The sequence below is a fragment of the Vibrio sabulosilitoris genome (assembly GCF_055391395.1).
Window position 1 is genome coordinate 3,042,087 of the sequence record NZ_AP029599.1, and the last position, 14,672, is coordinate 3,056,758.

Sequence of the window (14,672 nt, forward strand, 5' to 3'; positions counted from 1 at the left end):
CTGGACTTAAATCAAACTAGACAGTCTAGTTTGATTTAAACAAGTGAACGGAATTTGATATGGATAACAAATTTGGCAACGGCCGCAAAGCGGTCTGTTTGGCGCTGGGGCTCGCTTTGATGGCAGGTTGTCAGCAGCAAAACTCTGATGAAGCGATCAGTGAACCCAGTGTCAAACCTATCGCTGAGGTCATCGAACCCGTCCTTGAGTCAAGCTACCAAGTAGAGAGAGAGTACGTTGGGTTTGTCAGGGCAAAAGATCAGGCAAGACTGGGCTTCGAGCTCAGCGGTCAAGTCGAGCAGATCCTAGTTGAGGTTGGTGACCATGTCCGTCGAGGGCAGCCTTTGATCGCACTCGACAAACGTCTGCTGATCACCGAGGCGCGTCAACTGACAGCCCAACAATCCGAGGTCAGCGCCCAACTTCGCTTGATTGAGACCAACCTCAAGCGTCAACTCTCGCTGAAGAATAAAGGCTTTAGCGCTGAGGCCGAGATCGACTCTCTCACCAGCCAAAAAAATGTCCTGCTCGCCAATCGACAGCAACTGGTGGCGAGTATCGAGGCCAATCGCCTACAACAAGAAAAGTCACAAGTCTTGGCCCCCTTTTCCGGTATTATCAGTCAGCGCTTAGTTAGCCAAGGCGATGTGGTGACGATGGGAGCCACCACCCTAACCCTTCTCGCGGATGAGAGCCTTGAGGTGCATATTGGCGTCCCAGCGCAATACGCCAAGAGTATCGTTGACCAAGCGCAGTGGCAGATACGCATCGATGATCAACTGTTTCCCGCAACGCTGATAAACCCAGGCCCTCAGGTCAATACCCAGTCCCGCACTGTCGAGCTGCGCTTTACCCTACCGCCGACCGCCAAGCTGCTCGATGGCCAGCTAGGCTACCTGCAATACCAAGACCAGCGTCAGTCTCGCGGATACTGGTTGCCACTCTCAGCCCTGACCGATGGATTACGCGGCACCTGGAACGTGTTCGTTGTCGATCGCAATGATCAAGTTCAGCGAGCACACGTTGACCTCATCTATGCCAATAACGACGCTGCGTATATCCGCGCTGAACTGAGCCCCGACGATCGCATTGTGGCTTCTGGGCTGCATAGAATTATCCCAGGCCAGAGTGTAGAAACCCTACTGGTGGATAGCAGCCGTAATGCTGACAGCGAAACTGTCTCAATGGATGGAGAGTAGCCCTATGCAAGCCATCTTACGTAACAGTCGCTTACTTACCCTCCTTACCGCGCTCTTAATCGTGTCCGGGTTGTCTGCGTTGCAATCTTTGCCGCGTGCTGAAGATCCGTTGATCACCAATCGAAATGCGGCAATAACCACTCATTTTCCCGGTGCCACACCCGAGCGCGTCGAGGCGTTGATCACCGAAAAAATTGAGACAGAGCTGCGCACGCTCGATGAGATACAGCTTATCACCTCAAGCTCGCGCGCTGGTATTTCCGTGGTCAGTATTGAGCTACTCGATTCAATCACTGACTCCGAGCCCGTTTGGTCTCGCGTGCGTGATAAGCTTAGCGATGTGACCCCAAAGCTGCCTGCGGGAAGCTCAGAACCAAATCTTGATAGTGATCACTCCTACGCCTTTACCTATATTACCGCGATCACTTGGCAGGGCCGTGAGGCGCCCAACTTACCAATTATGAATCGTTATGCCAAAGAGCTGGCTCAGCAATTTCGAGCTATGAGTGGCACTGAGTTCGTTGATGAGTACGGCACTATCAGTGAAGAGATCTTGGTCTCGATAGATCGCGGAGCCGTTGCCTCACTGGGTGCGAGTGCGATGTCGCTCTCACAGGCCATCGGCGGTGCGGATGCTAAAAACTCCGCAGGTGAGCTCGTTAATCAACACAACCGCTTCGCGCTTGAGATGAGTCAGTCTCTCGATAGCCTTGAACGTATCAAGCAGGTGCCTATTGCGCTGGATGAACAAGGTTATGTGGTTCTGCTCGAGGATGTGGCTAAAGTTGAACGGACCTACAACACGCCCCCGGCACAAATCGCTCTCGTTGATGGTCAGCCGGCCATCATCGTCGCTGCACGTATGCAGCCCTCGGTTCGAGTTGACCGCTGGACTCCACGCGCAGAGGAGCTTGTCGAACGTTTTCAAGCCCAGCTTCCGCGCCATCTAAACGTTGAGCTCCTTTTTGAGCAAGACAGCTATACTCAAACGCGGCTGTCTGAGCTGGTCACTAGCCTTGTGATCGGCTTTAGCTTGATCCTCGCGGTGCTGCTGCTCACGCTCGGGCTACGCTCGGCTTGGATTGTCGCTCTGTCGTTGCCTTTGACGGCTATGCTGACTCTCAGCCTAATGAAGGCGACTGGTATTCCCATCAATCAGATGTCGGTGACCGGGTTGATCGTCGCGCTTGGGATAATGGTCGACAACGCCATCGTTATGGTCGATACCATCCAGAATTATCGAGCCAAAGGCCACCAGCGCATTGCCTCAGCAGTGGCGGCAATCAAACATCTTTGGATTCCGCTGCTGGGCTCAACCTTGACCACGGTATTATCTTTTGCACCCATCTTCCTTATGCCGGGACCGGCGGGCGAGTTTGTTAGCGCGATTGCGATTACTGTGTGCTTCTCTCTGATTGGCTCATACCTGATTGCCCATAGCTTGGTTGCCGGTTTTGCTGCGCGCTTGCTACCAAAAACAAGTACCTCTCAACACTGGTATCAACACGGTATTCAAACCCCACGCCTAGCCAAATTGTTTCGTTATACCGTCCAACTGGCAGTGCACCACCCCATAAAAGCAGCGCTACTGGTTGGGCTAGTGCCATTGTTTGGCTTTTGGTCAGCGGGACAGCTGACAGAGCAGTTCTTCCCACCCTCCGATCGTGACATGTTTGAGGTGCAGGTTTTTCTGCCTCCCCAAGCGAGTATCTACGCAACCGAACACACAGCAGAGCAGGTCGAAGAGACGATTCGTCAAAACCCCAACGTCGAGTCAGTTAGCTGGCTAGTGGGTACTAACTTCCCCTCTTTCTACTACAACCTGCTGAGCAATCAGCGTGGCACGCCCTATTTTGCCCAAGCCATGGTCAAAATGAGTGACTTTACTGCTGCTAACGCCTTTGTGCCTGAGCTCCAAGAGACTCTTGATAGAGCGGTACCGAACGCGCAGGTGCTGGTACGTAAGCTTGAACAAGGACCTCCATTTAATGCACCGCTAGAGATACGCCTCTACGGGCATAACCTCGACCGCCTCAAGCAAATTGGCGAAGAGATCCGCCTGATCATGGCGCAAACCGCCAACGTCACTCAAACGCGCGCGACGTTGCAACCCGGGGTGCCGAAAATCTGGCTCGATGTGAACGAGCAATCCTCACTGCTCAGTGGTATGACGCTCTCTCAATTAGCGAACAACCTTGAGAGCACGCTGGTTGGTCAAGTTCAGGGCAGTATTATCGAAGGCACCGAATCAGTCCCAGTGAGGGTAAAAGTGGCCGATGCCGAGCGTGAGCGCTTGTCTCAGTTGGCCAATTTGCCAATGACCAATAGCAGTAACCAACTGCTACCACTGTCCGCCCTAACCGAGTTTAATTTTCGCCCGAGCCGCGGCGCGATTACTCGCCGTGATGGGCAGCGCGTCAACACCATAGAGGGCTTCGTCAAGGCCGGCGTCCTGCCACAAACCGCACTGAATGAATTTAAGGCCAGCGTCGATGATTATATCGCTCAGTTGCCAAGTGGCTATTGGGTTGAGTTTGGCGGCGAGTCAGCAGAACGTGATGAGTCGGTTGCCAATCTAATGAGCAGCCTGTCACTGGTCGTCACCTTAATGGTGCTGGTGATTGTGCTGTCATTCAACTCCTTCCGCCTCAGTGGCATCATCTTCTTGGTCGCGGGACTCGCGGCAGGATTGGGTCTGCTATCGGTGTGGGTGTTCTCTTACCCATTTGGCTTTACCGTGATTGTCGGTCTACTTGGGGTGATTGGTCTGGCGATCAATGCTGCAATCGTGATTCTGGCTGAGCTCAAGTCCGACTCACAGGCAATGCAGGGTAATAAATCGGCAATCATCGCTGGAGTGATGAGCTGTACGCGCCACATCACCTCAACGACGATCACTACCATCGGTGGCTTCTTGCCGCTGATCTTAGCTGGGGGCGGATTCTGGCCTCCATTTGCAGTGGCCATTGCGGGCGGTACCTTGCTCACCACCTTGATCTCTTTCTATGTGGTTCCGGCGCTGTTTACCCTCACTCGCGGAAAGCCACGCACCAGCGCAGCTACCGAGCCTGAACTTCAGGCCGAGGGATCATAGACCCAAAGCGTACTTAAGTACTTGGCGCTTAATCGGGCCGGAATGCTGCGCCAACTTGAGCGCCGCATTTCGCGCCAACTGCAATGGGGTGATGGTATTGCTAAAGCCCTTGTAGAATACATCCATGCCGGTCTGCATCAGTAGGTTGTCTGGATAGCGCCGCAACATGTATTGCTTGAGGGTTGCTTCATCAAGCTCGGCTTGGTCTGTGATATCAAGCAGGCAAGCCACGTCTTTGAAGCCAAGATTGACACCCTGACCTGCTAGCGGGTTAATGGTGTGGGCAGCATCACCAACTAAAATGCAGCGGTTGGCAACGTATTGCTGAGCATGGCGGCGAGTAAGAGGAAACGCACCCTTTTGCACTACCTTGACCTTGCCAAGTTCAGCAGGAAACGCTAGGTGAACCTGCTGCTCTAGTTGCGCGGCACTCATCGCCATCAACTGTCTGATCCTTGCTGGACTGTCATACCAAACCAGTGACCCTTGCTGGCCTGGCAGAGGGAGAAACGAGCGTGGCCCTTGCGGGGTAAACTGCTGCCAGGTGATGTCTTGCTGCGCGAGCTCTGTTTCGACATGGATCAGCATACAGTGATGGCGATAGTCCCAGGCCGTCAGGCCGATCTTTGCCTGCTCACGCACTCGAGAATGAGCGCCATCGGCACCGATCACCCAGCTGGCCTGAATCTGCTCACCCGAGCTCAGGTGCAAGGTGTTATCTTGCTCGCCAAACTCGAGCCTAGCCAAGCTGTCAGGACAAAGCAGATCAAGAAACTCCCAGTGGTCAAACTGCTGCCACAGGCCGAGCTGGACCACTCGATTCTCAACGATGTACCCTAGTTGCTCAAGACCCAGTTCAGCGGCGGAGAATTTGGTCCGACACTGGGGGTGCTCCCAGGTTTCCAGGCGGCGATAAGGACAGACGCGCATCGCTTGGATGCTTTGCCAGGCGCCTAGAGAATCAAGCAAGTCAACTGATGCTTGCGAGATAGCAGAAACGCGAATATCCATCGCCTGCTCACACGAAAAAGCACTGGGTTGATGCTCCTCAATCAGCGCCGTGCGCCGTCCTTGCTTGGCAAAGCCGACCGCAAGCACGGCGCCGACCATACCTCCACCGACAATGGCAATATCGTATTTGTTCATTTTCTGTTCTTCATCTTGCTGATTTAACATCCGTTTTTGATTGTACGATTTCGCGCGTTCAAAGTAAGCAAAAAAGGCCGGCAAATCTTGCTAAAACCGACCATAAATCAATGCTGGCATGGCGCTATCTAAAGCAGTACAATACGCCGCTTGCCGCGACACCCCTGTTATTTGCATGGGTTCACCCCGCTGGGGCGCGGATAGACACTGGGCGATTTGCTCCCTTATTTTAAACTAACGATCGAGCGAACAAAGATGAGTAAGAAACTGCTAATCAAAACCTGGGGCTGCCAGATGAACGAATACGATTCATCAAAAATGGCTGACCTGCTTAACGCGGCAAATGGCTTTGAGCTAACCGAAGACCCAGAAGAGGCAGACGTACTGCTATTGAACACCTGTTCTATCCGTGAGAAAGCCCAAGAAAAGGTATTCCACCAGCTAGGTCGCTGGAAAACACTTAAAGAGAAAAAATCAGGCGTCGTGATTGGCGTTGGTGGCTGTGTGGCGACTCAAGAAGGCGACCACATTCGTGAACGTGCGCCATACGTTGATGTTATTTTTGGCCCGCAAACCCTGCACCGCCTGCCTGAGATGATCAAGCAGTCGCAAAATGATGATGCGCCAGTGATGGACATCTCTTTCCCAGAGATTGAGAAGTTTGACCGCCTACCTGAGCCACGCGCTGAGGGTGCGACCGCATTTGTTTCAATTATGGAAGGCTGCTCGAAATACTGTACTTACTGCGTGGTGCCATACACGCGTGGTGAGGAAGTCAGCCGTCCGATGGACGATGTCCTGTTTGAGATTGCCCAACTGGCTGAGCAAGGCGTGCGTGAAGTCAACCTGCTGGGCCAAAATGTGAATGCGTACCGTGGTCCAATGCACGATGGCGACATTTGCAGCTTCGCCGAACTGCTTCGTCTTGTGGCGTCTATCGACGGTATCGACCGCATTCGTTTCACCACCAGCCACCCGCTGGAGTTTGGTGATGACATTATTGCCGTGTATGAAGACACGCCAGAGCTGGTGAGCTTCCTACATTTGCCAGTACAAAGCGGTAGCGATCGCATCCTGACCGCGATGAAGCGTCCACACACAGCGATTGAGTACAAATCAATCATCCGTAAACTGCGTAAAGCGCGTCCTGATATCCACATCAGCTCTGACTTTATCGTTGGTTTCCCAGGTGAGACGGACAAAGACTTCCAAGACACCATGAAGCTGATCAAAGACGTCGATTTTGATATGAGCTTTAGCTTTATCTTCTCGCCACGCCCAGGCACACCGGCTGCAGATTACCCGTGTGATACGCCAGAGCAAACCAAGAAAGAGCGCCTGTACGAGCTGCAACAAGTGGTGAACTCGCAAGCGATGCGCTACTCGCGCCAAATGCTAGATACCGAGCAGCGCGTTTTGGTTGAAGGCCCATCGAAGAAAAACCTGATGGAGCTGCGTGCCCGTACCGAAAACAACCGCGTAGTGAACTTTGAAGGCAGCGCTGATCTGATTGGTCAGTTTGTTGATGTAAAAATTACCGACGTGTTTGCAAACTCTCTGCGTGGTGAGATCGTACGTACTGAACAAGACATGGACCTTCGCAGCCTGATCTCGCCAACTCAAATGATGGCGAAAACCAAGCGCGAAGACGAGCTGGGTGTAGCGACATTTACGCCTTAAGCTTGAAATTACCCGACTGAGTAACCATCTTAGAAGGGTAAACACATCTTAGGCGGTCCGGTCTAAATCGGACCGCCACAAATGAGAGGCAACTTTGAGCAATAAAATTGTGACTCTAGAGATCGATCTAGAACCTTCCGATAACCGCCGTCTTGCAAGCCTTTGCGGTCCCTTTGATGATAATATCAAGCACTTAGAACGCCGTCTCGGCATCGAGATCAGCTACCGTGGCAACTTCTTTACCATTGTTGGTAAGCCTCATACTTCTGCTGCAGCCCTTGAGATACTCAAAACGCTTTACGTTAATACTGCCCCAGTGCGCGGCAATATTCCTGATATCGAGCCTGAAGAGATCCATCTGGCGATTAAAGAGACTGGTATCTTAGAGCAAAACACCGAATCGAATATTGAGCATGGCAAAGAGGTCTTTATCAAGACCAAGAAAGGTGTGATCAAACCTCGTACGCCTAACCAGGCTCAGTACTTAGTCAACATGGTAACGCATGATATCAGCTTTGGTATTGGCCCTGCGGGTACCGGTAAGACCTACCTTGCTGTCGCGGCTGCGGTTGATGCATTAGAGCGTCAAGAGATCCGCCGTATTCTCCTCACTCGCCCTGCGGTTGAAGCTGGTGAGAAGCTTGGCTTCCTGCCAGGTGACTTGAGCCAAAAAGTCGACCCATACCTGCGCCCACTGTACGATGCCTTGTTTGAGATGCTGGGCTTTGAGCGGGTTGAGAAACTGATCGAGCGAAATGTCATTGAGGTGGCTCCACTGGCTTACATGCGTGGACGTACCCTAAATGACGCGTTTATTATTCTCGATGAGAGCCAGAATACCACGGTCGAGCAGATGAAGATGTTCCTAACCCGTATCGGCTTTAACTCGCGTGCGGTGATCACCGGTGACGTGACTCAGATTGACCTGCCACGCGGCGCAAAATCGGGCCTACGTCATGCGATCGAGGTACTCAACGACGTGGATGAGATCAGCTTCAACTTCTTCCAGTCTGATGATGTGGTTCGTCACCCTGTCGTTGCGCGTATCGTCAACGCGTATGAGAAGTGGGAAGCGCAAGATCAGAAAGAGCGCAAAGAGTATGAAAAGCGTCGTCGTGAGGAGCGTGAAGCGAAACTACTTGAAACGGCCAAGGCTGAGCTGGCCACCCAAGCTGAAGCGACTAAACCTTAAAGTAACTGAGCCTCGCAGCAACTAAGCCCTAAGAGATACCATGAGCATCGAACTAGATTTGCAAATCGCTGTCGAAGATAGCAACCAACTGCCAAATGTGCAGGACTTCCAGCTGTGGCTCAACTCGGCCATAACGCCGTTTCAGCCCCAGGCTGAAGTTACGGTACGTTTGGTTGATGAGACAGAGAGCCATCAGCTTAATCTCGATTATCGCGGAAAAGACAAACCAACCAATGTTTTGTCTTTCCCCTTCGAGGCACCACCAGGGATTGAGCTCGACCTGCTTGGCGACTTGATCATCTGTAAACAGGTGGTCGAGCGTGAAGCGATTGAGCAAAACAAGCCCTTGAATGCACACTGGGCGCATATGGTTGTACATGGCAGCTTGCATCTGCTAGGTTATGATCATATCGAGGATGACGAAGCCGAAGAGATGGAGTCCCTCGAAACCGAAATCATGCAAAAGTTAGGCTTTACAGACCCTTACCTTGCAGAGAAACAGGGCTAGGTTCAGCCTAGCCCTGATGTGTGCTATCACACTTTGATAGCGTTACTTAACTGAGAAACAATGAACGAAGATAACCCTCCTTCTTCTAACGAAAGTAGCAAGAAAGAAAAATCTGAAGGTCCGAGTCGAAAGACTCTACTTGAACGTATCGGGCAGCTTTTCCAAGGTGAGCCCAAAGACCGACAAGAACTCGTTGATGTGATCCGCGACTCTGAAGAGAACGACTTGATCGATCACGACACCCGCGACATGCTCGAAGGCGTGATGGAGATTTCAGAGCAACGCGTGCGTGATATCATGATCCCACGCTCACAAATCGTCACCATTGAGCGCAACGAGCATTTTGATGATATCGTCACCCTAATGACCGATGCCCAGCACTCTCGCTACCCGGTGATCAGCGAAGACAAAGACCACGTTGAGGGCATACTGCTTGCCAAAGATCTGCTGCGCTATCTTGGCTCAGACAGCGACCCATTTGATATGGAGCAGGTAATGAGACCTGCTGTCGTGGTGCCTGAAAGCAAGCGAGTTGACCGACTGCTCAAGGAGTTCCGTGAAGAGCGCTATCATATGGCGATTGTGGTTGATGAGTTTGGTGGCGTATCGGGCCTTGTGACGATTGAGGACATTCTTGAAGAGATTGTCGGCGAAATTGAAGATGAGTTCGATGATGAGGACGAGTTGGATATTCGCAAGTTAAGTAAACACACCTACTCGGTTAAGGCATTGACCACCATCGATGACTTCAACGAAGAGTTTTCAGCCAGCTTTAGTACTGAAGAAGTCGATACCATTGGTGGCTTGGTGATGACGGCATTTGGCCATCTACCCTCACGAGGAGAGATTGTCGATATCGAGGGCTATCTATTCAAGGTAATGGCCGCCGATAACCGCCGCATCATGCAGCTTCAGGTGACCATTCCGGTCTCTGAGGCGCAAATTGAAGAGTCTGACAGCTAACGCTCACGCGCTTCAACCATTTGCAATCATTGGCAATTACACTTGGGCTGTCAGTGGACGAAACCCGAGTAAAGCAAACACTATCATGGGCAAGCCGAGACCTGGCTTGCCCATCGTTTTATGGACTAATCAAAGATAGATACATGGCCGTGGCGATACATAACCCCTTGTTACTCAGCACGCTTGCCCTTTTGGCCGGCGCTATTTCCACTCTCGCATTCGCACCCTTTGGTCTCTGGCCAGCGGCGCTGATCAGTGTATTGGTGTTCCTGCTGCTGATCACTAAGCGGTCGGTAAAATGGTCAGCCTGGCTTGGCTGGCTTTGGGGGCTGGGGAGCTTTGCAACAGGAATCAGTTGGGTACACGTCAGTATCGACACCTTCGGCGGTATGCCCAAGGTGGCAAGCCTGTTTTTAATGGCGCTATTGATTGGCTATTTGGCTATCTACCCAGCACTTTTTGCCGTTGCGCTCAATCGCTTCTTTCCTGACTCGCAACTGCGCCGCTATGCCATCGTCATCCCCGCACTCTGGTTGGTGTTTGACTGGCTGCGAGGCTGGGTCATGACGGGCTTTCCCTGGCTATGGCTCGGCTACAGCCAGATAGACTCGCCGCTGGGAAATTATGCCCCCCTAGGGGGCGTTGAGTTGGTGACCTTTGCGGTGGTCGTCAGCGCTTCGCTACTCGCCTATGCTTTGCTTAGCCGCCGCGCAATGATCAGCCTGATCCCAGCGGTGATTTTTGCCACCGGCTACGGCCTCAACGCGGCTCACTGGGTGACCCCAGACCCTGACAGCAAAACCCGTTTTGCCCTGATCCAAGGCAATATTGACCAGGCCTCAAAGTGGCTGCCTAGCGAGCGCTGGCCAACCATCATCAAGTACACCGACCTGACCAAAAAAAGTTGGGAAGCGGATATTATCATTTGGCCAGAGGCAGCGATTCCCGCGTTTGAGTATGAGATTGCCTCCTACTTGGCTAATCTAGACACGCTGGTTAAAGAATATGACAGCGCCCTAATCACCGGGATCATCAACCGCAGTGATGCTGGCCTTTACTACAACAGCGTGCTTGCCATCGGCCAAACCGATGGTGGAGATTACACCTACAACCCTGAGCAGCGCTATCACAAGCACCACCTGTTGCCATTTGGTGAGTTTGTTCCTTTTGAGGATATCCTGCGCCCACTGGCGCCGTTCTTTAATCTGCCTATGTCGTCATTCAGTCGTGGAGAATATATTCAGCCGAATGTGCTAGCGAATCGACGCCTGCTCGCGGCGGCGCTGTGTTATGAGATCATCTTTAATGAACTGATCAGGCGCAATGTCACCGAGGAGACCGACTTTATTCTCACCCTATCTAACGATGCTTGGTTTGGTGACTCGATTGGCCCTCAGCAGCATATGGAGATTGCACGCATGCGTGCGCTTGAACTCGGTAAGCCTGTGATCCGCTCCACCAACAATGGCGTTACGGCTATCACTGACTATCGCGGCACGATTGTCGCTGAGGTACCCCAATTTGAGACCGCTATCCTCGATGCCGAGGTGGTGTCAACCCAAGGACGTACCCCTTACCATCGCTTTGGTAGCTGGCCCCTGTATCTATGGGCAGGATTGAGCCTCGCGGCAGCTTGGCGACTAAATCGTCGCAAGCAGCTAGTCAACTAACATCAATTACGTCGTAAACGCGATAAGACAACGCCCCTGCTGGGGCGTTGGTATTAACTAGGGTTTAAGCGGCTGGCGACTGAAAGCCCCCTTACCACAGTTAGGGCACGGCGCGATCACCGTTGGATGGTTGTACTGGACCTTGTGACCGCAGTTTTCACACATCAACACCCCAAGACCTATCATCTCACCGGCTTGATACAGCCCTTGGCGGTCAAGATCGGCGGCAAGCTCGACCCACTCAACCTTGGTTCTATCGGTTATCTCGAGCAACCCTTGCCATATCGAGTTGGCAATCATTAATGAGAAAGGACTACCTTTACTCTCTTCGTAATTTTCAGCAAACTCTTTAAGGTCGGATTTTACGTAGGCGGAGATCAGGGCAAGTTCATCTTTAGTCATATCATTCGCCGCATCAACCACTTTACCTGACTGCTCTACAACATGATTTAGCTCTTCGGGACTGTGTTTGATGGTCTCAATCACGTCCTCAATGATCTCTTCATAACCTGCTTTTCGTTTGGGCATGAGAACCTCCCTCAACACAATGGTTGTTGTACCTTCTGCCTTTAGGTATTCTATGACGATCTATTAATGTCTGTTCTAACCGAACTCACAAATTCCACGTTAACCGGATGCCATCGATGCAAGAACAATACAATCCTCAAGATATTGAACAAAAAGTTCAAAAGCACTGGGATGACAACAAGACCTTTGTTGTAAGTGAAGACCCAAATAAAGAAAAATTCTACTGTCTATCTATGTTCCCGTACCCAAGTGGTCGACTGCACATGGGTCACGTGCGCAACTACACCATCGGTGATGTGGTCTCTCGTTTCCAGCGCCTGCAAGGTAAAAACGTCATGCAACCAATCGGTTGGGATGCATTCGGTCTGCCTGCAGAGAACGCAGCAGTAAAAAATAACACTGCACCCGCACCATGGACCTACGAGAACATCGAGTACATGAAAAACCAGCTTAAACTGCTGGGTTTTGGTTACGACTGGAACCGCGAATTCGCAACCTGTACACCAGAGTACTATCGCTGGGAACAAGAGTTCTTCACTAAGCTGTACAACAAGGGCCTAGTTTACAAGAAGACCTCTTCAGTTAACTGGTGTCCAAACGACCAAACCGTTTTGGCCAACGAGCAAGTAGAAGACGGCTGCTGCTGGCGTTGTGACACTCCGGTTGAGCAAAAAGAGATCCCACAGTGGTTCATTAAGATCACCGAATACGCGCAAGAGCTATTGGACGACCTAGACAACCTAGACGGCTGGCCTGAGATGGTTAAGACCATGCAGCGCAACTGGATCGGCCGCTCTGAAGGTGTTGAGCTGAAGTTTGAAGTGAAAGGCCAACAAGACCTTGAAGTGTATACGACTCGCCCAGACACGCTAATGGGCGTGACTTACGTCGGTATCGCTGCAGGTCACCCTCTAGCGACCATTGCCGCTGAGAACAACCCTGAGCTGGCGGCTTTCGTTGAAGAGTGTAAGAACAACAAAGTGGCTGAAGCTGAGCTAGCGACAATGGAGAAGAAGGGTATGGCAACTGGCCTTACCGCGATTCACCCATTGAATGGTCGTGAAGTGCCCGTTTACGTGGCTAACTTCGTCCTAATGGACTACGGTACGGGCGCTGTGATGGCTGTGCCTGCACACGACCAACGTGACTACGAGTTTGCAACCAAATACGGTCTAGACATCGTTCCTGTGATCAAGCCAGCCGACGACAGCGAGCTAGATATCTCTGCAGAGGCTTACACTGAAAAGGGTGTACTATTCGATTCTGGTGAGTTTGATGGCCTAGACTTCCAAGCGGCATTTGATGCTATCGCAGCGAAGCTTGAAGCAGAAGGCAAAGGCACCAAGACAGTTAACTTCCGTCTGCGTGACTGGGGCGTATCTCGCCAGCGTTACTGGGGCGCACCAATCCCAATGGTGACCACTGAAGACGGTGAAGTACACCCAGTACCTGCAGACCAACTGCCGGTGATCCTGCCAGAAGATGTGGTGATGGATGGGGTTACTAGCCCAATTAAAGCCGATAAAGAGTGGGCGAAGACCACGTTTAACGGTGAGCCTGCGCTACGTGAAACCGACACCTTCGATACCTTTATGGAGTCGTCTTGGTACTACGCCCGTTACTGCTCACCACAAGCGGATGATATTCTAGACCCAGAGAAAGCCAACTACTGGCTTCCGGTTGATCAGTACATCGGTGGTATCGAGCACGCATGTATGCACCTTTTGTACTCGCGCTTCTTCCACAAACTGCTGCGTGACGCGGGTTACGTCACCTCTGATGAGCCGTTCAAGCAGCTGCTATGTCAAGGTATGGTGCTGGCAGATGCGTTCTACCATGAGAACGACAAAGGCGGTAAAGAGTGGGTTGCACCCACTGACGTAGCGGTAGAGCGTGACGGCAAAGGTCGCATCACCTCAGCGAAAGACAACGAAGGCCGTGACGTGACGCACTCAGGCATGATCAAGATGTCTAAGTCGAAGAACAACGGTATTGACCCACAAGAGATGGTGGATAAATACGGCGCCGATACCGTACGCCTATTTATGATGTTTGCATCACCAGCAGATATGACGCTTGAGTGGCAAGAGTCTGGCGTTGAAGGCGCTAACCGCTTCCTAAAACGTGTATGGAAACTGGTTAATGAGCACGCAGCGAAAGGTGCAGCGGAAGCGGTTGATACCACAGCCCTGTCTAGCGACCAAAAAGCCCTGCGTCGTGACGTGCACAAAACCATCGCTAAAGTGACTGACGATATCGCTCGTCGTCAAACGTTCAACACCGCAATTGCTGCGATCATGGAGCTGATGAACAAACTGGCGAAAGCGCCTCAAGAATCGGCGCAAGACCGTGCGATCCTTGATGAAGCACTGAAAGCCGTGGTTGTGATGCTTTACCCAATCACTCCACACATCTCATTTGAGATGGGCGCTGCACTTGGCGTGTCAGATGTCGACAACACAGAGTGGCCACAGCACGATGAAAAAGCGCTGGTTGAAGACGAGAAGCTGATCGTTGTTCAGGTTAACGGCAAGCTACGCGCTAAGCTAACAGTGGCGGCGGATGCCTCAAAAGAGCAAGTGGAAGAGCTTGGTCTAAACGATGAAAACGTGACCAAATTCACTGAAGGCAAAACGGTTCGTAAGGTGATCTATGTACCTGGCAAACTGTTGAATATCGTAGCAAATTAATC

At 51.8% G+C, this 14,672-nt stretch carries 10 protein-coding genes; 8 read left to right on the forward strand and 2 right to left on the reverse strand.

The features are described from left to right. Positions 1-59: 59 nt before the first annotated feature. Together ACZ5R2_RS14295 and ACZ5R2_RS14300 are read left to right on the forward strand one after the other, a co-directional pair. The gene (locus tag ACZ5R2_RS14295) at positions 60-1,199 is read left to right on the forward strand and encodes an efflux RND transporter periplasmic adaptor subunit (protein ID WP_464900010.1); all 1,140 of its coding nucleotides are present in this window, start codon (positions 60-62) and stop codon (positions 1,197-1,199) included. A gap of 4 nt (positions 1,200-1,203) precedes the next feature. Beyond that, on the forward strand, positions 1,204-4,293 hold the full coding sequence (locus ACZ5R2_RS14300) for an efflux RND transporter permease subunit (RefSeq protein WP_464902376.1): 3,090 nt from the start codon (positions 1,204-1,206) through the stop codon (positions 4,291-4,293). Here ACZ5R2_RS14300 and ACZ5R2_RS14305 read toward each other — a convergent pair. Next, positions 4,288-5,439: a 2-octaprenyl-3-methyl-6-methoxy-1,4-benzoquinol hydroxylase gene (locus tag ACZ5R2_RS14305; protein ID WP_464902377.1), complete on the reverse strand. Its 1,152-nt coding sequence runs from the start codon at positions 5,437-5,439 to the stop codon at positions 4,288-4,290. The genes ACZ5R2_RS14300 and ACZ5R2_RS14305 overlap by 6 nt on opposite strands. 255 nt (positions 5,440-5,694) lie before the next feature. Between ACZ5R2_RS14305 and miaB the strand changes: the two genes are divergently transcribed. The 5 genes from miaB to lnt all read left to right on the forward strand — a co-directional run bounded on the left by miaB (position 5,695) and on the right by lnt (position 11,452). Continuing rightward, a complete protein-coding gene (miaB, locus tag ACZ5R2_RS14310; RefSeq protein ID WP_464900011.1) occupies positions 5,695-7,119 on the forward strand; it encodes a tRNA (N6-isopentenyl adenosine(37)-C2)-methylthiotransferase MiaB in 1,425 nt (474 codons plus the stop codon). Between the two features lie 94 nt (positions 7,120-7,213). Continuing rightward, complete coding sequence (locus ACZ5R2_RS14315) at positions 7,214-8,311, forward strand: PhoH family protein (protein WP_464900012.1); 1,098 nt, start codon at positions 7,214-7,216, stop codon at positions 8,309-8,311. A 40-nt stretch (positions 8,312-8,351) separates the two neighbouring features. Beyond that, a complete protein-coding gene (gene ybeY, locus ACZ5R2_RS14320; protein ID WP_464900013.1) occupies positions 8,352-8,819 on the forward strand; it encodes an rRNA maturation RNase YbeY in 468 nt (155 codons plus the stop codon). Between the two features lie 60 nt (positions 8,820-8,879). Continuing rightward, positions 8,880-9,782, forward strand: coding sequence for a CNNM family magnesium/cobalt transport protein CorC (gene corC / locus ACZ5R2_RS14325; protein ID WP_464900014.1), 903 nt, complete (start codon positions 8,880-8,882; stop codon positions 9,780-9,782). 143 nt (positions 9,783-9,925) lie between these two features. Further along, complete coding sequence (lnt, locus tag ACZ5R2_RS14330; protein ID WP_464902378.1) at positions 9,926-11,452, forward strand: apolipoprotein N-acyltransferase; 1,527 nt, start codon at positions 9,926-9,928, stop codon at positions 11,450-11,452. Between the two features lie 57 nt (positions 11,453-11,509). Here the strand turns inward: lnt and ACZ5R2_RS14335 are convergent, their stop codons facing one another. Beyond that, complete coding sequence (locus ACZ5R2_RS14335; RefSeq protein WP_464900015.1) at positions 11,510-11,980, reverse strand: zinc ribbon-containing protein; 471 nt, start codon at positions 11,978-11,980, stop codon at positions 11,510-11,512. Positions 11,981-12,096: 116 nt separating this feature from the next. Between ACZ5R2_RS14335 and leuS the strand changes: the two genes are divergently transcribed. Beyond that, a complete protein-coding gene (gene leuS / locus ACZ5R2_RS14340) occupies positions 12,097-14,670 on the forward strand; it encodes a leucine--tRNA ligase (RefSeq protein WP_464900016.1) in 2,574 nt (857 codons plus the stop codon). The last annotated feature ends 2 nt before the right edge of the window (positions 14,671-14,672 follow it).